Annotated in this window: 17 protein-coding genes and 1 pseudogene; 10 read left to right on the plus strand and 8 right to left on the minus strand. The window is 73.7% G+C overall.

Going from position 1 to position 17,653, the window contains the following annotated elements:
- Nucleotides 1–14: 14 nt before the first annotated feature.
- Nucleotides 15–1,265: an IS110 family transposase gene (locus tag ACQVFL_RS14630; RefSeq protein ID WP_431729018.1), complete on the minus strand. Its 1,251-nt coding sequence runs from the start codon at nt 1,263–1,265 to the stop codon at nt 15–17.
- Nucleotides 1,266–1,616: 351 nt separating this feature from the next.
- Between ACQVFL_RS14630 and ACQVFL_RS14635 the strand changes: the two genes are divergently transcribed.
- The 3 genes from ACQVFL_RS14635 to ACQVFL_RS14645 are packed head-to-tail and all read left to right on the plus strand — an operon-like array spanning nt 1,617 to nt 4,104.
- Entirely contained in the window at nt 1,617–2,186 is a 570-nt protein-coding gene (locus ACQVFL_RS14635) for a hypothetical protein (protein WP_396697772.1), read from the plus strand.
- The gene (locus tag ACQVFL_RS14640) at nt 2,183–3,454 is read left to right on the plus strand and encodes a sensor histidine kinase (protein ID WP_431729619.1); all 1,272 of its coding nucleotides are present in this window, start codon (nt 2,183–2,185) and stop codon (nt 3,452–3,454) included. The genes ACQVFL_RS14635 and ACQVFL_RS14640 overlap by 4 nt, the downstream gene beginning before the upstream one ends.
- The gene (locus ACQVFL_RS14645) at nt 3,451–4,104 is read left to right on the plus strand and encodes a response regulator (protein WP_396697775.1); all 654 of its coding nucleotides are present in this window, start codon (nt 3,451–3,453) and stop codon (nt 4,102–4,104) included. The genes ACQVFL_RS14640 and ACQVFL_RS14645 overlap by 4 nt, the downstream gene beginning before the upstream one ends.
- Here ACQVFL_RS14645 and ACQVFL_RS14650 read toward each other — a convergent pair.
- Nucleotides 4,074–4,787, minus strand: a complete 714-nt coding sequence (locus tag ACQVFL_RS14650; protein ID WP_431729620.1) for a lysoplasmalogenase — start codon at nt 4,785–4,787, stop codon at nt 4,074–4,076. The genes ACQVFL_RS14645 and ACQVFL_RS14650 overlap by 31 nt on opposite strands.
- Before the next feature lie 218 nt (nt 4,788–5,005).
- On the opposite strand from ACQVFL_RS14650, the gene ACQVFL_RS14655 reads away from it, so the two are divergent.
- Nucleotides 5,006–5,689, plus strand: a complete 684-nt coding sequence (locus ACQVFL_RS14655) for a hypothetical protein (RefSeq protein WP_396697779.1) — start codon at nt 5,006–5,008, stop codon at nt 5,687–5,689.
- Between the two features lie 29 nt (nt 5,690–5,718).
- Here the strand turns inward: ACQVFL_RS14655 and ACQVFL_RS14660 are convergent, their stop codons facing one another.
- From ACQVFL_RS14660 to ACQVFL_RS14670, 3 genes are all read right to left on the minus strand, one after another.
- Entirely contained in the window at nt 5,719–5,907 is a 189-nt protein-coding gene (locus ACQVFL_RS14660) for a hypothetical protein (protein ID WP_431729621.1), read from the minus strand.
- A 136-nt stretch (nt 5,908–6,043) separates the two neighbouring features.
- Entirely contained in the window at nt 6,044–7,618 is a 1,575-nt protein-coding gene (locus tag ACQVFL_RS14665; RefSeq protein WP_431729622.1) for a glutamate synthase-related protein, read from the minus strand.
- Nucleotides 7,619–7,706: 88 nt separating this feature from the next.
- Complete coding sequence (locus ACQVFL_RS14670; RefSeq protein WP_431729623.1) at nt 7,707–8,834, minus strand: peptidoglycan recognition protein family protein; 1,128 nt, start codon at nt 8,832–8,834, stop codon at nt 7,707–7,709.
- 358 nt (nt 8,835–9,192) lie between these two features.
- On the opposite strand from ACQVFL_RS14670, the gene ACQVFL_RS14675 reads away from it, so the two are divergent.
- The 5 genes and pseudogenes from ACQVFL_RS14675 (at nt 9,193) to ACQVFL_RS14695 (ending at nt 14,403) form a co-directional block, all read left to right on the plus strand.
- A complete protein-coding gene (locus tag ACQVFL_RS14675) occupies nt 9,193–10,848 on the plus strand; it encodes a protein kinase domain-containing protein (RefSeq protein WP_431729624.1) in 1,656 nt (551 codons plus the stop codon).
- Between the two features lie 37 nt (nt 10,849–10,885).
- Nucleotides 10,886–11,611, plus strand: coding sequence for a hypothetical protein (locus ACQVFL_RS14680; RefSeq protein WP_431729625.1), 726 nt, complete (start codon nt 10,886–10,888; stop codon nt 11,609–11,611).
- An 86-nt stretch (nt 11,612–11,697) separates the two neighbouring features.
- Nucleotides 11,698–12,527 (plus strand): annotated as a pseudogene (locus ACQVFL_RS14685) (mechanosensitive ion channel family protein); the annotation flags it as partial.
- A 295-nt stretch (nt 12,528–12,822) separates the two neighbouring features.
- The gene (locus tag ACQVFL_RS14690) at nt 12,823–12,972 is read left to right on the plus strand and encodes a hypothetical protein (protein WP_431729626.1); all 150 of its coding nucleotides are present in this window, start codon (nt 12,823–12,825) and stop codon (nt 12,970–12,972) included.
- 213 nt (nt 12,973–13,185) lie between these two features.
- Entirely contained in the window at nt 13,186–14,403 is a 1,218-nt protein-coding gene (locus ACQVFL_RS14695; RefSeq protein ID WP_431729627.1) for an MFS transporter, read from the plus strand.
- 11 nt (nt 14,404–14,414) lie between these two features.
- Here the strand turns inward: ACQVFL_RS14695 and ACQVFL_RS14700 are convergent, their stop codons facing one another.
- Complete coding sequence (locus ACQVFL_RS14700) at nt 14,415–14,822, minus strand: YchJ family protein (RefSeq protein WP_431729628.1); 408 nt, start codon at nt 14,820–14,822, stop codon at nt 14,415–14,417.
- 192 nt (nt 14,823–15,014) lie between these two features.
- Between ACQVFL_RS14700 and ACQVFL_RS14705 the strand changes: the two genes are divergently transcribed.
- Nucleotides 15,015–15,989 carry a hypothetical protein gene (locus ACQVFL_RS14705; protein ID WP_431729629.1) on the plus strand — a complete coding sequence of 325 codons (975 nt, stop codon included), beginning with the start codon at nt 15,015–15,017 and terminating at the stop codon, nt 15,987–15,989.
- On the opposite strand, the gene ACQVFL_RS14710 is transcribed toward ACQVFL_RS14705, so the two are convergent.
- Together ACQVFL_RS14710 and ACQVFL_RS14715 are read right to left on the minus strand one after the other, a co-directional pair.
- Nucleotides 15,875–16,483: a class F sortase gene (locus ACQVFL_RS14710; RefSeq protein WP_396699559.1), complete on the minus strand. Its 609-nt coding sequence runs from the start codon at nt 16,481–16,483 to the stop codon at nt 15,875–15,877. The genes ACQVFL_RS14705 and ACQVFL_RS14710 overlap by 115 nt on opposite strands.
- Nucleotides 16,484–16,609: 126 nt before the next feature.
- Entirely contained in the window at nt 16,610–17,101 is a 492-nt protein-coding gene (locus ACQVFL_RS14715) for a hypothetical protein (RefSeq protein WP_396699557.1), read from the minus strand.
- Between the last annotated feature and the right edge of the window lie 552 nt (nt 17,102–17,653).

Here is a 17,653-nt window from a genome sequence, read left to right on the forward strand (position 1 = left end):
CCCTATGGGTTTGGTCAAGCCGCGATCGGCGTGGCTGGGCGGGGTTGGTAGGGGATCTTGTCGCGGAGCATGGCGAACAAGACATCGCAGCGGCGGCGGGCCAGGCAGATGAGGGCAGCGTTGTGGCGTTTGCCCTCGGCTCTCTTGCGGTCGTAGTAAGCCCTGCTGGTGGGGTCGGCGAGGGCGGCGAACGCGGCGAGGAAGAAGGCTCGTTTGAGGTTCTTGTTGCCGCCGCGGGGTGGGTGTTCGCCGCGGATGCTGCTGCCGGATCGTCGGGTGACGGGTGCGAGTCCGGCGTAGGCGGCGAGGTGGCCGGGGGTGGCGAAGGCGGTGCCGTCGCCGACTTCGAGCAGGATCCGGGCGGCGGTCCTGACACCGATGCCGGGCATCGAGGTCAGGACCTCGGCGAGAGGGTGCGCATCAAGCATCCCCTCGACCTGAGTGGCGACCTGGTCGCGTTGGCGCAGGACGTCTCGCAGGCTGTCAGCGAGGCGGGGCAGGATCGTCTCCGCCGCCTGGGTGCCGGGAACGGTGACGGTCTGCTCGTCCAGCGCGGTCATGATCTGCTCGACGAGGCGTTCGCCCATGCGGGGTGCGTGGACGGCGGCGATCGACAGCAGCTTGCGGCGGCCGGCCTTGCGCAGCCCGACCGGACCGCCGCACCGGGACAGCAGCTCCAGCACCGCCTTGTGGTGGACTTTCGGGCCGAGGACACGTTCCAGAGCGGGGTGGATCTGGGTGAGCAGTCCCCGGATCCGGTTGGACACGCGGGTGGCTTCGCCGGCGAGGTCATCATCGAAGCCGACCAGGACCTCCAGTTCGGCCAGGGTCTCGTCGCCGACGTCGACCCGCCGCAGCGTGTGCGGCAGAGTGCGGGCCGCGTCAGCGATGACGTAGGCGTCGCGGGCATCGGTCTTCGCCGAACCGGGGTGCAGGTCAGCGATCCGCCGCATCGCCAGGCCGGGCAGGTAGGCCACCTGATGCCCACACGCCCGAGCCACCGCGACCGGCAAGGCACCGATCGACGCGGGCTGGTCGACCACCACCAGAACCGCACCGTGACGGGCGAGCTTGTCGAACAACTGCCGCAGCCGCGCCTCCGTGTTCGGCAACGCCGCGTCATGCAGCCGCCTGCCGTCCGGCGCCAGCCCCACCGCGTGGTGACCCTCTTTGCCGACGTCCAAGCCGAGGTAGACGCCGTATCCGTCGTGCACCACACCCGCCTCCACGCATCGCCTCGTGGCCCCGGCCGCTGGTCTGGGCATCGGACTGCCGGCAGCCACGTTACGAAGAGACCAACCCACAAAGCGGGCGGCCGTGTCCCTATCAGCGGTCCACCGACGCCACCCGACCCGGCGACAACACCCCCCGGATCATCCAAACGACAGGGGCAGGAAGTCATACCGGGCCGAGCGACCGAGAGTCCCCGACTGGGGACGATCAAAAAGGTAACGGGCGACGGGGGCGACGGGGGTGGGGGCGGTGGGGGAGGGAGCGGATCGGGTGAAGGGGGGAGGTGTCAAGCGGCAGAAGGACGGATCCGGTGTCGGTATCTGACAGCCGGATGATCGTTTTCGGCCTACGGTTCACGCACCCGCTGCACCGGAGGAACCAGAGTGTGCGTCGACACGGCCATCCGCGCCGAGATCAGAGTTTCCATCCAGGACCGTCGTGCGACCGACCGGGCCGCCGGTCACCTCGCCGCCGGTGTATTGATCGACGGCGACCAGGTGCTCGTACCCGACCCGCCGAAGCCGCTGTTCGACCCGCACGCCGACCTCGAGGTCGTGATCTTCCCGGCCGGTCTCGACAACCACCTGCCGGTCGAGGTGGCGCCGGTGTGGAAGTGGCGGCGGTTCGGGCTGACCGACCGGGCGCCGCTGGCGCTCGTCGCCTCCCTCGGCCGGACCTCCGGCTACCGGACGCAGGTCGGGCCCGCCGAACCGGCCGCCCTGGCCGAGGCGATCGAGGCCGCCGGTGGTGACCTGTGGGAGGCGCTGCGTCGGCAGGAGATCGTCCGCGACGACATCCACCTGATCGACGACGACCTGCTGCGCCGGGCCGGTGACCTGGAGCAGGCCCAACGCGAGCCGCGCCGCGCCGAGCACCGGTTCGACACGATGCGCGACCTGACCGGCGGCTTCTGCATCCTTTTCTGCTTCTGCCAGCCGCACGGCCCCCGATGACCACCCCGCCCGGCCCGCCGACCGGGTCACCGCCCGCACCGGCCGTCGGGCCCACGCCGGCGGCGGTCGGTGCGGTGGACCCGTCGGACCGTACCCACCGGCCGGCCGGGCGGGACGTCCTGGTCGCCACGGCGGTCTGGGTGCTCGACCTGGCGCTGTTCTCCACCGCCGGTTCCGACCTGGCCCAGGCCGGGCCCGACGGTTCGACGCTCCTGCTGGCGGCGTTCGCGGCGCTCGCCCCGGTCGCCCTGCTCTGGCGTCGCCGGGCGCCGGTCACCGTGTTCGCGCTGGTGTCGGCGCTCGGCCTGGTCGGCACCGCGCTGGTGCCCGGCTACCAGCCGGTGCTCGGCGTGCTGGTCGCCCTGTACGCGGTGGGCGCCCACGCGCCGGCCGACCGCGCCTGGGCCACCGTCCCGGCCCTGGCCCCGTACCTGGTGATCGCCGCCAACGAGGCGTGGCTGGCGGGACGGGAGGACGCCGGCCGCCGTACCGCCGTCTTCGTCGGTCTGGCCCTGGTCTACGCCACGGTCGTCGCCGGGGTGTGGGCGCTGGGCCGGTGGGCCGGCAGCAACCGGCGTCGGCTCGCCGCCGCCGAGCGGCTGCGGGTTCTCGAGGCGCAGCGGGCGGTCACCGACGAGCGGGCCCGGATCTCCCGCGAGTTGCACGACATCGTCGCGCACAGCGTCACGGTGATGCTGTTGCAGGCCGGCGGTGCCCGCCGGATCGTGACCACCGACCCGGACCGGGCCGGTCAGGCGCTCGCCCACATCGAGCAGGTCGGCCGGCAGGCCGTCGAGGAACTGCGGCGGATGCTCGCCGTCATCGCGCCCGGCGACGCGCCGGCACCCGCCGAGGACCGGCACCCCGGGCCCGCCGAGATCGACGACCTGGTGATCCGGATGCGGGACGCCGGACTGCCGGTCACCGTGACCGTCGACGGTCGGCCACGCCCGGTGGACCCGAGCGTGGGCCTGGCCGCCTACCGCACGGTGCAGGAGGCGCTGACCAACGCCGCCCGTTACGCCGGCCCGCAGGCCACCGCCATCGTGCGCCTCACCTGGGGCGACGACCTGGAGGTCGAGGTCCGCGACACCGGCGGCACGGCCTCCGGCGGCCTGCCGTCGACCGGTCGGGGTCTGCTGGGTCTACGCGAGCGCGTCGCCGTGGTCGGCGGCGAGCTGGCCGCCGGGCCGCTGCCGGACGCGGGCTTCCGGGTGTACGCGCGCCTGCCGCTGCGCGCCGCACCGACGGTGGCGGCGACCTCGTGATCCGGGTGCTGCTGGCCGACGACCAACCGCTGGTGCGGTCCGGGATCGCCATGTTGCTCGCCGCCGAGGCGGACATCGAGGTGGTCGGCGAGTGTGACGACGGTGCCGCCGCGGTCGAGCTGGCCCGCCGGATCCGCCCCGACGTGGTGCTGATGGACGTACGGATGCCGGGCACCGACGGGGTCGCCGCCACCCGCCAGATCACCGCCGACGCCGCCGAGGTGCGGGTGCTGGTCCTGACCACCTACCACGTCGACGACGCCGTCCGCGCCGCGTTGCGGGCCGGTGCGTCCGGGTTCCTGCTCAAGGACGCCGTACCCGACGAGCTGACCATGGCGGTCCGCGCGGTCGCGGCCGGAGAGGCGTGGCTGGACCCGGCGGTGACCCGGACGCTGCTGACCGAGTTCGCGGCGCTCGGCGAGCACCGTGCGCCCACCACCGCCGAGCTGGACCGGCTCACCGACCGGGAGCGGCAGGTGCTGGTGCAGATGGCGCACGGACTGTCCAACGCCGAGATCGCCGCCCGGTTGCACATCGGCGACGCGACGGTGAAGACACACGTCGGCCGGGTCCTGATGAAACTCGGACTACGCGACCGCGCCCAGGCCGTCGCCGCCGCCTACCGGGGCGGGCTGATGCCGCCGGTCTGATCCGGCCCGGCGACGCGCGCCGCCCAGCCGGTGGTGATCAGCAGCAGGGCCGCGCTGTAGGTCGTCATCACCAGCACCCCGTGCGCGGGCCACGTGGTGCCGGCCGCGTCGAGGCCGATCAGCAGGTCCGACACGAGGAACAGCGCGGCGCCGACGGCCACCCGACGGTTGACGGCGGTCGCGGTCGCGGCCATCAGGCTCAGCGCCAGGCCGTACCCGAGCACCGGCCAGCGCAGGTCGCCGAGGCGCGGCCACAGCAGCGCGATCGCGCCCGCCCAGAGCAGCAGGTAAGCGGCGAGCGCGGGCACCGGCGGTCGCCGATGGCCGACGAACGCGGTGATCAGCGCCAGTTGCGTCCCGAGGAAGCAGCCCATCCCCACCAGGAACGCGACCTCTCCCGGCACCAGCAGCGCGATGTCACCGGCGGTGGCGAAGACCAGCGCGACGGCGACCGGGCCGCGCTGTCCGCGTACCCACCACAGCCAGACCAGCAGCAGCGGCGCCAGCAGCGGCTTGGCCAGCCACTGCACCGGTGTCGCGTCGACCGCCACGGCGACCAGCTCCACGATCGCCACCACCAGGAACGCCCCGAGCCAGGCCCGACCGGACTCCGGCCGGTCGGGCCGGCGCGTACGGTCCGCCGGCCTGCTCGTCGGGCCGGTGCCTCGGGTCGGGCGGGTCATGTCGCGGCTGTCCTTCCTGGGGGAATCGGTCAGCGAGCCGTGAACTGGCGGGACCAGTATCCGTGAAGTGTCGGTGTCGCGACACACCGAGCAATCTGTGACCGGGCGATCGCTGCGGGTTAAAGTCGTTCGCGTTCGCCGACCGTGACCCCACGGCCCGGCCCGTATCGGCGTCCGCGTCACCCGAAGCAGACCGGCCCGACGACACAGGAGCTCTCGTGCAGGTCACCCCGCCGGTTCACCGCGCCCGCTGGAGCGACATCGACTGGATCGTCGACCTCGTCACCGCCACCGTCGCGCCGACCAGCGCCGGGGCGTGGCTCGTACCCGATCGGCGACGGCGGGCCGCCGTCCTCGCCGCGGTGGCCCGGATCTGGGTCGAACACGCGCTGCTCTTCGGCGACGCGTACCTGCTCGCGAACGGGTCGGCAGCCACCGTCTGGTTCCACCGGTACCGACCGATCCCGCCCCCGCCCCGGTACGACGAGCGGCTCGACGACGCCTGCGACGAGCACGCCGTACGCTTCCGCCGGTTCGACGAGGCCCTCGCCGCGCGGCGTCCCGAGGAGCCCCACCAGCACCTCGCCCTGCTCGCCGCGCCGCCGGACGCCGACCGGGCGGGGCAGGCCGCCACCGTCCTCGCCGCGAGTCACCAGTGGATGGACACGCTCGGTATGCCCACCTACGCCGAGGCGCACCACGGTGCCGACCACCGCCTCTACCACCGCGTCGGCTACCGTGAACGGTGCCGTCTGGTCCGGGCGGACGGGCGTCCGGCGGCCGGGCTCTGGCGGCTCGCCCCGCATCCCCGCCTCGATCGGGCCGGCGACGTCGGTTCCGGCGCGGGCATCGCCGCACCCGCCCTCTCCGCCGCCGAGGGGGACTCCCGGCTCCTGCGGTGACCGCGCCTCGGACCCCACGTCGATACGGGTCAGGGGTCGGGCAGCAGCGGCATCTCCGGGCCGGTGTCGCGGCCGAGCAGCGCGCCACCGGTCACCGCGGTCGCGCCGAACCGGTCCCGGACCGCGTCGGCCGCGGCGTCCGGTTCCGCCGTGGGCGGCGTGGCACGCCAGGGCAACGTGAGCTGCACGTGCCCGTCGGCGAGATTACCGACCGCCACCCCGATCAGCGTGACCCCGCGTCGCTCGATCTCGGGCAGCGCCGCCCGAGGCCGTCCGGCACGTCGCCATCCTCGCGCATCTGTACTAAGGGCGGTGGTGGCCTGGGACGGATCGTCGGTCAGCGCGGGCGGCGACTCATCTGCGGGCGGTCCGGGACGGGGGAGCGCTGCCGCCCTGCGGGGCCTCGGTGGACATCAGGTCCACGATCGCCTTCCGGTCGGCGGCCGATGGCAGGCCCCAGTCCGGCTGGTAGCCGTACACCTCGCGCAGCGGGGTCGAGCTGGTACGGCCGCCGAGGATCTCGACGGAGTCGGCGTCGATGAGACCGGGGTGTTCCACCCCGCATGCCTCGGCCACCTTCATCAGGTCGCGGCGCAGGGTCTTGATGTAGTGCGCGGCGCGCTCGGCCTTCGACGTGGGGTCCAGACCTCGGGCGAGCCAGGCGTTCTGGGTGGCGACACCGGTCGGGCAACTGTCGTCGTGGCACTTCTGCGCCTGGATGCAGCCGATCGCCAGCATCGCCTCCCGGCCGACGGCGAGCATGTCGCAGCCGAGCGCGAACGCGACCACCGCGTTGTCGGGCAGGCCGAGCTTGCCGGCGCCGACGAAGACCACCTGCTCGTGCAGGCCGCGCTCGGCGAAGATCGGGTAGACCCGGGCGAAGCCCTGCTGGAACGGCAGTGACACCGAGTCGGTGAAGATCATCGGTGCGGCGCCGGTGCCGCCCTCGCCGCCGTCGACGCTGACGAAGTCGACGCCCCGGTCGGTGTCCCGCATCAGGTCGGCCAGCTCGGTCCAGAACCCCAGGTCGCCGACGGCGGACTTGATGCCGACCGGCAGGCCGGTCTCGGCGGCCAGCAGCTCCACCCAGTCCAGCAGGCTGTCGCAGTCGGAGAACTCGGCGTGCCGGGACGGGCTCACGCAGTCCCGGCCGACCTGGATGCCCCGGGTCTCGGCGATCTCCGCAGAGACCTTCGCCGCCGGCAGCAGCCCGCCGAGGCTCGGCTTGGCGCCCTGGCTGAGCTTGATCTCCAACGCCCGGACCGGGTTGGCGGCCACCACGTCCTTGAGCCGGGCCAGGTCGAACCGGCCCCGGTCGTCGCGGCACCCGAAGTACGCGGTGCCGATCTGGAGGATCAGTTCACCTCCGTTGCGGTGGTACGGCGACACCCCGCCCTCGCCGGTGTTGTGCAGGCAACCGGCGAGCGCCGCGCCCCGGTTGAGTGCCTCGACGGCCCGGCCGGACAGTGAACCGAAGCTCATCCCGCTGATGGTCACCACCGACTGGGGCCGGAAGGCGCGGGCTCGACCCCGGGCGGCCCCGAGCACCTTGGCGACCGGCAGCCGTACGTCGTGGCCCATGGTCGGGATCGACGGGGGCACCGGCCGCCCGAACGTGCGGTGCTTGATGATCGGATAACCGGCGGTGTACTCGATGTCGTTGTCGGTGCCGAAACCGAAGTAGTTGTTCTCCTGTTTCGCCGAGGCGTACACCCAGCGGCGCTGGTCGCGGGTGAACGGGCGTTCCTCGTTGTTGCCGGCGACGATGTACTGCCGCAACTCCGGCCCGATCGACTCCAACAGGTAGCGTGCCCGGCCGAGCACCGGGAAGTTGCGGCGCAGCGCGTGTTCGCGTTGGAGCAGATCGCGTGCGGCGAGCGCGGCGAGCGCGGCGACGGCGGCGGGTACGGCGTGACGAGCCCATCTCATCCCGCCACACTTTCCGACTCCGGGCCAGGTCAAACGTCCCGGCGGCGCAGCCGGGTCCGCCCGCGCCGGTCGACCTCCCGGCGCGGACTCAGCCGCGGACCAGGGACTGCCGCACCACTCCGCCGACAATGGCGCACCAGGTGCCGGTGTCGACGGTGCCGGTGCGGGGCAGGTGGTGCAGCGCCTGGAGATCGCGGACCGCCCGTCGGGTCGGCGCGTCGAGCACTCCCGTCGGCGTCACGTCCGCGTACCCCTTGACGGCGAGCAGGTCCTGCGCGGCGGTGACCGGCAGGCCGACGCTGCGTCGGTCCAGGTCCGGGGCGAGGGTCTCCCAGGTGGCGGCGGTCAGCGTGGCGTCGACGTCGACCGGCAACCCCTGGCGGGCCTGCCAGTCCTGCACCGCCGTCACGGTGGCCGGGTCGAAGGTGCCGGTCGGCGCGACCGGGTAGCCGTGGTGGGCGAGCAGGTACTGCGCCACCCGGACGGTCGGGGCGTTGACGAAGCGCCACACATCCGGCCAGCGGCGGGCCGGCACGTCGCGCCGCCGCGTGCCCAGGACCCGGAAGACCTGGCGGCGCAGCATCGGGAACTGCCGGTAGAAGGCCGCGCCGGGACACTGGGTGGTGCGGAAGTCCCAGTGTCCGAAGATGTCGTGCGCGTGCAACCCGTACCGGCGGCAGACGGCCACGCAGAGCCGCACCAGTGAGTCCAGCAGCGCGGTCGGCGGGGTCTGGTCGACGTACGTGCCCTCGTTCTCGATGCCGATGGCCCGGCCGTTCTCGCCGGGACAGTGCGCGGCGACCATCTGCCGGTCACCGGCCCGCAGCCGGTCCAGACTGCCGTGCCGGCCCTCCAGGACGTACCCGCCCCGGCTGACCGTGAAGTGCTGGCCGGTGTCCGACCAGCCGTTGCCGTCGACGTGCAGGTCCTGGCACTCCCGGGCGAGCGCGACCGCCCGTTCCCGCGAGTGGTCGGTGACGTTGGGGAAGGCCATGTGGTGCACGATGATCTTGTTGGTGGGCGTCGCGCTGACCGCCAGCGGACCGGTCGGCGGGCGGGCGCCCCACTCGTCGCAGCCGATGATCCAGTCCAGGCCGTCGCCCGCCCGGGCCGGTGCGGGGCGGGCGAGGCCGGTCCCGACGACGGCGACCGTGGCGGCGCCCAGGCCCGCGCGCAGCATCGTCCGGCGGTCCCACTCGGTGTGCTCGCTAGGCATGGTGTCTCCTCCGGGACGGCACGTCTGAAAACCAGCTCCACGGACTGCTGTTGAGATGGAGGATATTGCCATCACCGTGGTTGATGCCAGAGGTCGACGCAGGTCGACATCCGCACGCGCCCACACCGCTCGTGCGGCGGGTGTTGACCCGAGGTGCTACCCCTGACGACGTGTCCGAGACCGACCATCGCGCCCCGTCCGTCCGGCGATCCGGTGGCGACCCCGTCGATCGGACGAGCCGCCGGGCGGCCACCCGGCCGACGACGGCACCTGTCGGGCGGATGATCCCGTCGCCGCGTACGGCGACAATGGGCGGCGTGCCCACCCTCACGCTGGGCGGAGCGCGGGGAGCGGCGACATGAGCGGATGGCAGGTTCCCGGATACACCCTGGTCCGGCGTCTCGGTGCCGGCGCGTCCGGCGCCGTCGACCTCGCCGTGCACGACGCCACCGGCACCCCCGTAGCCATCAAGTACCTGACCGGTCAGCTCCACGACGAGCTGTTCCGGTACGCCTTCCGGGACGAGGCCCGACTGCTGGCCGAGATCGACGACCCGTACGTCTGCCGCCTCTACGAGTACGTCGAGGCACCCGACGGCGAGGCCATCGTGATGGAGTTGGTGAACGGCGTCTCCCTGCGCCAGATGCTGCGCGCACAGGGACCCACCACACCGGAGTCGGCGCTCTGTGTCCTCAAGGGATCACTGGCCGGGCTGGCCGCCGCCCACGCGCACGGGGTGGTGCACCGCGACTACAAGCCGGAGAACGTGCTCGTCACCGCCGAGGGCACCAGCAAGCTGGCGGACTTCGGCATCGCCATGCCGGTCGGCGCCGAATCCGGTGGCAGCGTCACCGGCACCCCGCGTTACATGGCCCCCGAGCAGTGGACCGGCGCCCCCGCCGAACCGGCGTGCGACATCTACGCCGCCACCGCGACCTTCTTCGAGTGCCTGACCGGCCGTCCCCCGTACGACGGGGGCGACCTGGCCACCCTGCGCCGACAGCACGCGCGTGCGCCGATCCCCACCGACGGAGCCCCGCGACCGGTGCACGGGTTGCTGCGGCACGGCATGGCCAAACGTCCCGCCGACCGGCCGCAGCCCGCCCGGGTCTTCCTCGCCGTCCTGGAGGAGACGGCCGTCGGCGCGTACGGGGCGGACTGGGAGGAACGCGGGCTGCGCGAGCTGGCACAGCGGGCCGCGCTGCTGGCCGCCCTGTTCCCCTTCCCGGACGGCGGCGGCGGGGCCGTCAGCGTGGCCACCACCGCGCTCGGCGCGACCGGCGCCGACCAGGGCTCGCGCGGCCGGTCGCCGTCGCGGCGGACCGGTCGGGCCCGGGCCGCGCTGGTCGGTGGTGGCCTGGTGACGGCGATGCTGGTCGGCGGCGCCGGACTCGGCTACGCGATGGAGGAACCGCCGGTGCCGACCGGTGCGGCGTCCGAGGTGACCACCGACCTGACCGGGTCACCCGCACCGACCGAGGCGGTGCCGACCGGCACGCCCACGCCCGGCCCCACCGCCACCCCGACGTCCGTCCCGCCGCCCACCCCGACCGGCGGCACCGCCACGACCGCGCCGACCGGGTCGCCGACGCCCACCGGCGATCCCGCCCCGCCCACCGGGGACCCGTCACCGTCGGCGAGCACCAGCCCCGCGCCGCCACCGGACGTCACCGCGCCCACCGTGGGTCGGGTCGCCGCGAGCCCGACCACCCTCGATCCCGCCGGATGCCCGTACGGGCCGACCGCGAGCACCGTCACCGCACTCGTGCAGGACGACCGTGCGGAAGCGGACGGCCTGCGGGTCCGCTTCCGCTACACGATCGAGAAGCAGTCGTACGAGCGACGCATGGACCCGGTCGACGGCAGCCGCTTCCGGGGCGTACTCGCGGACCTGCCCCGCCCCGCGAACACCATCCGGATTCCGGTGACGGTGGTGGCGACCGACGCCGCCGGCAACAGCACCACCGGTGACCCGACCTACGTCACCCTCTACTCCTTCTGCACGCCGGGCTGACCGGGCGCGCCCACCACGACGACCCGGGAGAGCCACCGTGACCCAGCCCGACGAGCCGACCCACGCCCTACCCCGACCGGTGTCGCCGCCCTGGACCCCGCCGCCTCCGAGCGGCGAGCCGACGATCCACCTGGACGCCACCGAGGCGACCGTGCACCTGGGCGCTGCCGAACCGACGGCCGACCTCGGTCGCACCGAGGCGGCGAACGCGACTGCTGCCGCGACCGCGCGGGGCGGTGCGCTCGCGGCACCGACCACCGGACCCGGCGGTGAACTGCGTTTCGGTCCCGGCGTACCGGCCGCGCCGCCGTCGGCGCCCGCGTGGCCGGCAGGCGTTCCGGCACCGCGCCGCAGGTCGCTGTGGCGTCGGTCGGTGTCGGTACTGTCCACTCTGCTCACCCTGGTGCTGCTGGTCGCGGTCGGGTTCTGGATCTGGCAGCGGCTGAGTCCCCTGGAGATCAGCGGCGTGAGCGTCGCCCTGCCCGAGCCGGCGGGACAGCGGTGCGACGTCACCGTCGACGTGGTCGCCACGGTACGCACCAACGGCCGCCCGGGCACCGTGAAGTACCAGTGGCTGCGGTCCGGGAGCGCCCCGGGCGCCCTGCTGACCGAGCGGGTCGGCCCGGGGCAGCGGACCGTGGAGCTGACCCTGCGGTGGACGTTCAGCGGGGTCGGCAGCACCACCGAGACGGCCACGGTGAATGTCGTCTCGCCGTCGTCGGCGCAGGCGGTCACCGAGGTGGCGTACTCCTGTCCGGGCTGACGGCCGGACGCTCGGCACGTTTCTCGCGCGGCGCTCCGGGGTAGGTCGGGCCGGACGAACCGATCGCCCGCGCAAAGGACCAACGGATGCGAGACAACTTCGGCGACGCGGTGGGGGACACCCTCCGCGCCATACTCCTCTTCCTTCCCAAGGCCGTCGCCTTCGTGGCGATCCTGGTGGCCGGCTGGCTGATCGCCAAGGCGGTGCTCAAACTCGTCGGTCGGCTGTTGGAGCGCGTCGGCTTCGACCGGGCGGTCGAACGCGGCGGCATCCGTCGGGCGCTGGCCCGTTCCCGGTACGACGCCAGCGACATCGTGGCGAAGCTCGCGTACTACGGGATCCTGCTGCTCACCCTCTACCTGGCGTTCGGTATCTGGGGACCGAACCCGATCTCCGACCTGATCGCCGGAGTCATCGCCTGGCTGCCGAGGGCCTTCGTCGCCATCGTCATCGTGGTGGTCGCCGCCGCCATCGCCAGCGCCGTCAAGGACCTGATCTCCGGTGCGCTCGGCGGGCTCTCGTACGGCCGGCTGCTGGCCACCATCGCCTCGGCGTTCATCCTCGGGCTCGGCATCATCGCGGCGCTGAACCAGATCGGCGTGGCCACCGCCGTCACCACCCCGGTGCTGATCGCGGTGCTCGCCACCGTCGGCGGCATCCTCGTCGTCGGGGTCGGCGGCGGGCTGATCCGTCCGATGCAGAACCGCTGGGAGTCCTGGCTGTCCCGGGCCGAGGCGGAGTCGCGGACCATCGCCGAGCACGCCCGCGCCTACTCCGCCAACCGCCGCGAGCGTGAGGAGCAGGCCGCCCGGGAACGTGAGGAGCAGGCGGCCCGCGAGCGCGAGGAGCAGCGGATCGCCGCCGAGCGGCGGCTGGCCGAGTCGGCGGCGGCACCCGTACCGCCCGGCGGGGCGACCTTCGGTGCGCCGGCCGCCGACCCGCCGCCCGCGACGCCGGTGTTCGCGACCGGGACGTCGGCGGGTACGCCGCTGTCGGACGACCCGGAGGCGACCCAGATCGTCACCCCGCCCCACGTCGACACCGACCCCACCACGATGCTGCCGCGCCAGTCGGCGGCGGGCCCGGACGACGACCCCGACGCCACCACCGCGTTCCCGCGTCAGTCGGCGGCGGACTCCGACGACCCGGAGGCCACCACGGCGTTCCCGCGCCAGCAGCCGGTCGACGACGATCCGGACACCACGACCGCGTTGCCGCGCCAGTCCGCCGCGACGACTGATGATCCGGACACCACCCAGGTCACGTCGACCGGCCCGGACGTGCCGTCGCCGCGGGCGGCGGCCGACGACAGCGAGTCGACGATCATCCTGCCGAAGAACGACGGCCCGTCCGGGCGCTGACCCGACGGCGTCACCTCGCGGGGCGGGACGTACGGTCCCGCCCCGCGACGCGTCCGGCCGTCGTCTCCGGCGACGGGGTGGCAGCGGGTGGTGCCGCCGCCTACCATCACCGCATGACCTGGCGACATTGATGCCTTGACCGAGGCCGGGGGCCGCCCTGGGACGCCGTGCACACGGTGTCCGTGACCGCCCCCACCCATCCGGATGGCCTCGATGATCCTCGCTTCCGCCGCCGGCCGTCGCCTGGCGGCCACCCTCTACGCGTACACCTTCCTCACCGACCTGATCCTGCTCTACCCGGTGTACGTGTTGCTGTTCGCCGACACCGGGCTGTCGATCGGGCAGATCTCCTCGCTCTTCGTGATCTGGTCGCTGGCCGGTCTGGTGCTGGAGGTGCCCGCCGGTGCCTGGGCCGACGCGACCTCCCGACGCCTGGTGCTCACCCTGGCACCGTGGTGCAGCGCCGTCGGCTTCGGGCTGTGGACGGTCCTGCCGTCCTACCCCGCGTTCGCCGTCGGGTTCGTGCTCTGGGGAGCCGGCGGCGCACTCGCCTCCGGCGCGCTGGAGGCACTGGTCTACGACGAACTCGACCACGCCGGTGCCGCCGACCGGTACGCCCGCACCATCGGTCGGGCCCGGACCGCCGGTACCGCCGGCGTGCTCGGCTCGATCCTGCTCGCCGGGCCGGTGCTCGGGCTCGGCGGCTACCCGGCGGTCGGGGCGGCCAGCGTCGTGGCCTGCCTGCTGGCCGCCGCCGTCGCGACCCGCTTCTCCGAACACCGGCGTCCCGCCGCCGAGCCTTCCCAACCGGACGAGCCCGGCTGGTGGCAGGGACTCCGGCTGGGCGTGGCCGGGGCGCGCGGCAACCGGACCGTCCGCGCGGCGGTGCTGCTGGTGGCGGTGGTGGGCGCGATCTGGGGCGCGCTGGAGGAGTACCTCCCGCTGGTGGCCCGGGACACCGGCGTCGCGCTGACCACCGTGCCGCTGTTGCTGCTGGTGGTCACGCTCGGGCAGATGGTCGGCGGGCTGCTCGCCCCGGCCGGGCAGCGGCTGCGCACCGGCGGGTACGCCCTGCTGCTGGCCGCCTCGGCGGTGGCCCTGGCGGCGGGGGCGCTGCTGCGTCGGCCGGTGGGGTTCCTGCTGGTCGCGGCTGCGTTCGCCGGCTTCCAACTCGCCTTGGTGCTGGCTGACGCCCGCCTCCAGGCCCGGATCGGCGGCCCGGCCCGGGCCACCGTCACCTCGCTGGCGGGCATGCTCACCGACCTGACCACCATCGCGGTGTACGTCGGCTTCGGCCTGCTCGCCACGGCGACCGACAACGTGTGGGCGTTCGCCCTGGCCGTGGTGCCGTACCTGCTGGTCGCGGCGGCGCAGGCGCGCGGAGCGGTCCGACGCCGCGTCGACGTGCCGCCCGCCCGGGTCGGCGCGTGAGCCCGCCCCGCTCAGGGCCGCTCGGCGTCCAGGTAGACCCAGCGGCCGTCCTCGCGGACGAAACGGCTGCGTTCGGTCACCGTGCCGGGATCGCGGCCCTCGCGGTAGTGCGCCCGGAACTCGACGGTCCCGGTGCTGTCGAACAGTCCGCCACCGTCGGTGCCGACGACCTCCAGCCCGGTCCACCGCTGCGCGGGGTCCAGGTGCAGTCCGGACGGGCGGGTACGGCTGTGCCAACTGCGCATCAGGTAGTCCGGTTCACCGACGGCGAACGCTGCGTACCGGGAGCGCATCAACGCCTCGGCCGTCGGCGCGTCCGCCTCGCCGCGGTGCAGCCGCCCGCAGCAGTCCGCGTACGGCATCCCCTGCCCGCACGGGCACGCCCCGGTCACCTCGGCCCGTTTGTCTCGCTTCGCCACCGGGTCATCCGCTCGGCACCGGATCCGAGCGTCGACGCCGGGGGCGTGGCGCGTACCGGACATCGGAGTGGGTGGATGGCGCGGTGCGCCGATGACGCGGTCGGCCCGGCCATCCCCCCGGTGCGCCGGTCGCGATGCACGCCGCCGACATGCCGTACGCCGAGTCTGCTCGACGTCGGCGGTGTACTGCGCGTGGTCCACACCCCGGGTCACTCGCCGGGCCACGTGCCGTTGCTGCACGAGCCGACCCGGGGCTTCCTCCGCCGCCTGGGCACCGGACAGCGCGCAGGTCAGCGCGTGCGTACGCCGCGCCGGCTGCCGAACGACTCCATCGTGGTGGCCCTCCGGGTCGGCGCGCCGGCTGCCCGGGACCGTGCGGCGGTGGCCTGGCTGGCCGAGGTCTTCCTGGTCGCCGCCTTCTTCGTGGTGGTCTTCGTGGCCGGCGCGCGGCCACCGGTGGCCTTGCCCGCCGGTGCCTTCCTCGCCGCCGTCTTCTTCGCGGCGGGCGCCTTCTTCGCGACCGTGGCCTTCTTCGCGGCGGTCGCCTTCGCGGTGGGACGGCGGGTCGGGCTCGCGGTGGCGGAGACGGCCTTCTTGCGCGCCGTCCGGGCGGAGGTCGCCGCTGCCGTACCGGCCGTGGCCCTCCTGCTCGTGGCCTTGCTGGTGGCTGGCTTGCTGGTGGTCGCCTTGCTGCCCGTGGCCTTGCTGCCGGTGGCCTTACGGGTCGCCGTCGTGCTGGTCGCCGCCTTGCGGGTCGTGGCCTTGCGGGTCGTGGCGCTGCCGCCGGTCGCCTTGGCGGTCGTCCTCTTGGCGGCTGCCGTCCCGGACCGCTTCGTCGCCGGGCTCGTCCTCTTCGCTGCCGTGCGCGACGCCGCGCCGGTCTTCTTGCTGATCGCTGCCTGGGCCATCGTTGCTCCTCGGGTCTGCCGTGGACGCTCGGGTCGTTCCGACGTCCGGATGGTCGAACGGGTGCCACCGGCCGCGCGGGCCGACACCGTGCGACCGCTCACGGCGGGCGCTATACGCGGTGCGGGCGTTGTGCGGTGCGGGCGCTACGCGGTGCGGGTGGCGAAGACGATCACGTTGTCGACGTACTCGCCGCGTGCCGGGTCGAACCGGCCGCCGCAGGTGATCAGCCGCAGCCCGGCCAGACCGCCGGGGCCGTAGACCAGGTCGGTGGGAAACCGCTCCTTCGGGTACGCCTCGACCGCGTCCACGGTGAAACTGGCCACCGTGGCGTCGACCCGGGCGATGTGGACGGTGTCGCCGGGACGCAACCGCCCCAACTCGAAGAAGACGGCCGGGCCGTCCCGGGAGTCGACGTGGCCCACCAGGACCGCGTTGCCGATCTCACCCGGGCTGGCACCGGGCCGGTACCAACCGGCCACCTGCGGACGGTCCAGCGGCGGCACCTCCAACGCCCCCGAGGCGTCGGCGGCGACCGGCACCAGCGGTGCGCGTACGCCGATCGCCTCGATCCGCACCTCGACGGGTTCGGCGCGCGGCAGCGGCGGCAGGCTGGGTGCCGTGCCCGCCCGGTGTGCAGCGCCGTCGGGTTGCGGCGGCCCGGCCGGCATCCGTCCGAGCCCCGCGCCGACCAGCGCCACCCCGACGGCCGCGACCAGCGCGAGCAGTACGCGTCCCCGCTGGTACGCCCGCATGTGTCATCTCCGATCGCGAGTGTCGGACGGCCGGCGGGACACCTGCCGTGCGGGGTCCCTCGGGTGCCCGCACCGTGGCGTACGGCGCGGGCACCCGTCGCAGGATGGATGGAGTGAGCCGACACGTCACAGGCGCGCGGCTGCCTCGGCGTGCCGGCGGCGACGGGCCAGGATGACGCCGCCACCGAGCGCGGTGGCGATCAGGGTCGCACCGGTGGCCAGGGTGCCCAGCCCGTCGTCGCTCGGGCGACCCCCGGCCTGGGCGCCACCGATCGGGGTGACCGTGAACGTGGTGCTGCCGTCCGAGGTGCCGTCCCCACAGGTGGCGGCCACCGTGTACGTGCCGAGGGTGAAGCCGGCGGTGAACAGCTCGGCGCTCAGGCCGCCGCCGGCTGCGGCGGTGGTGGAGCGTACGTTCTGGTCCCGATCGGGTCCGGTGACGCGGAACAGCGCGTCTCCGGTGCTCGGGTTGCAGGTGGTCGCGGTGAGCACGACGGTCCCCCCGACCGGGGTCGTCGCCGGTGACACCGTGGTGTCCGCCCAGGCGACTCCGGGCATGAGCAGCGCGCCCAAGGCGATGCTGCCCGCAGCCGGTACGAGAACTCTGGTTGCCTTCATACGCGTCTTCCCTCACTTTTCGTCCGCTGACTGCGTGGGACGTCGTTCGGGTGGCCAACTCCGCGACTAGCACCGGTGTGCCCAACACTAGGTGGCCTTGGGACCCGATCCGGTGAAAATGAGAAATCTTCGTTGCCGTCACGTGACGGCCCGACCGACTCGGGCGTCGCGGAAGGTCCCCACACGAGCCAGGCGGGTACCCCCATCCGGTCGATGTCCGCCTGCCGCACCGTGTGACCAGTGGGCGGAAGGCGAGGTCGGCGCGGTGTCGCGCCGATCGTGGCACCCGTCCGGTTCGCGGCGACCGGGTCTCCGACGTTCCCACCACCGCAGACCCAACCCCGGCCGCTCGGACCCGGACCCGGACCCGGGCTTGGGCTTGGGCTTGGGCTTGGGCTTGGGCTTGGGCTTGGGCTTGGACGAGTTGATCAAGAGGTTTGAGCTGTGGATCCTCCGGCATTTGCGCCAAAACTTCTTGATCAACGGGGAATGGGCGGGGGTGTGGGTGGGAGGCCTTTCGGCCCTGCGGGAAGCGATGAGGGGGTATGCGTC

The organism is Verrucosispora sp. TAA-831, from assembly GCF_050780145.1.
Classification (GTDB): Bacteria; Actinomycetota; Actinomycetes; order Mycobacteriales; family Micromonosporaceae; genus Micromonospora.

Excerpts from the sequence above, each read along its gene's own strand:
- ACQVFL_RS14630 (WP_431729018.1), bottom strand. The coding sequence starts at position 1,265 with ATGCCCAGACCAGCGGCCGGGGCCACGAGGCGATGCGTGGAGGCGGGT.
- ACQVFL_RS14640 (WP_431729619.1), top strand. The coding sequence starts at position 2,183 with ATGACCACCCCGCCCGGCCCGCCGACCGGGTCACCGCCCGCACCGGCC.
- ACQVFL_RS14650 (WP_431729620.1), bottom strand. The coding sequence starts at position 4,787 with ATGACCCGCCCGACCCGAGGCACCGGCCCGACGAGCAGGCCGGCGGAC.
- ACQVFL_RS14665 (WP_431729622.1), bottom strand. The coding sequence starts at position 7,618 with ATGAGATGGGCTCGTCACGCCGTACCCGCCGCCGTCGCCGCGCTCGCC.
- ACQVFL_RS14670 (WP_431729623.1), bottom strand. The coding sequence starts at position 8,834 with ATGCCTAGCGAGCACACCGAGTGGGACCGCCGGACGATGCTGCGCGCG.
- ACQVFL_RS14675 (WP_431729624.1), top strand. The coding sequence starts at position 9,193 with ATGAGCGGATGGCAGGTTCCCGGATACACCCTGGTCCGGCGTCTCGGT.
- ACQVFL_RS14695 (WP_431729627.1), top strand. The coding sequence starts at position 13,186 with ATGATCCTCGCTTCCGCCGCCGGCCGTCGCCTGGCGGCCACCCTCTAC.
- ACQVFL_RS14710 (WP_396699559.1), bottom strand. The coding sequence starts at position 16,483 with ATGCGGGCGTACCAGCGGGGACGCGTACTGCTCGCGCTGGTCGCGGCC.
- ACQVFL_RS14715 (WP_396699557.1), bottom strand. The coding sequence starts at position 17,101 with ATGAAGGCAACCAGAGTTCTCGTACCGGCTGCGGGCAGCATCGCCTTG.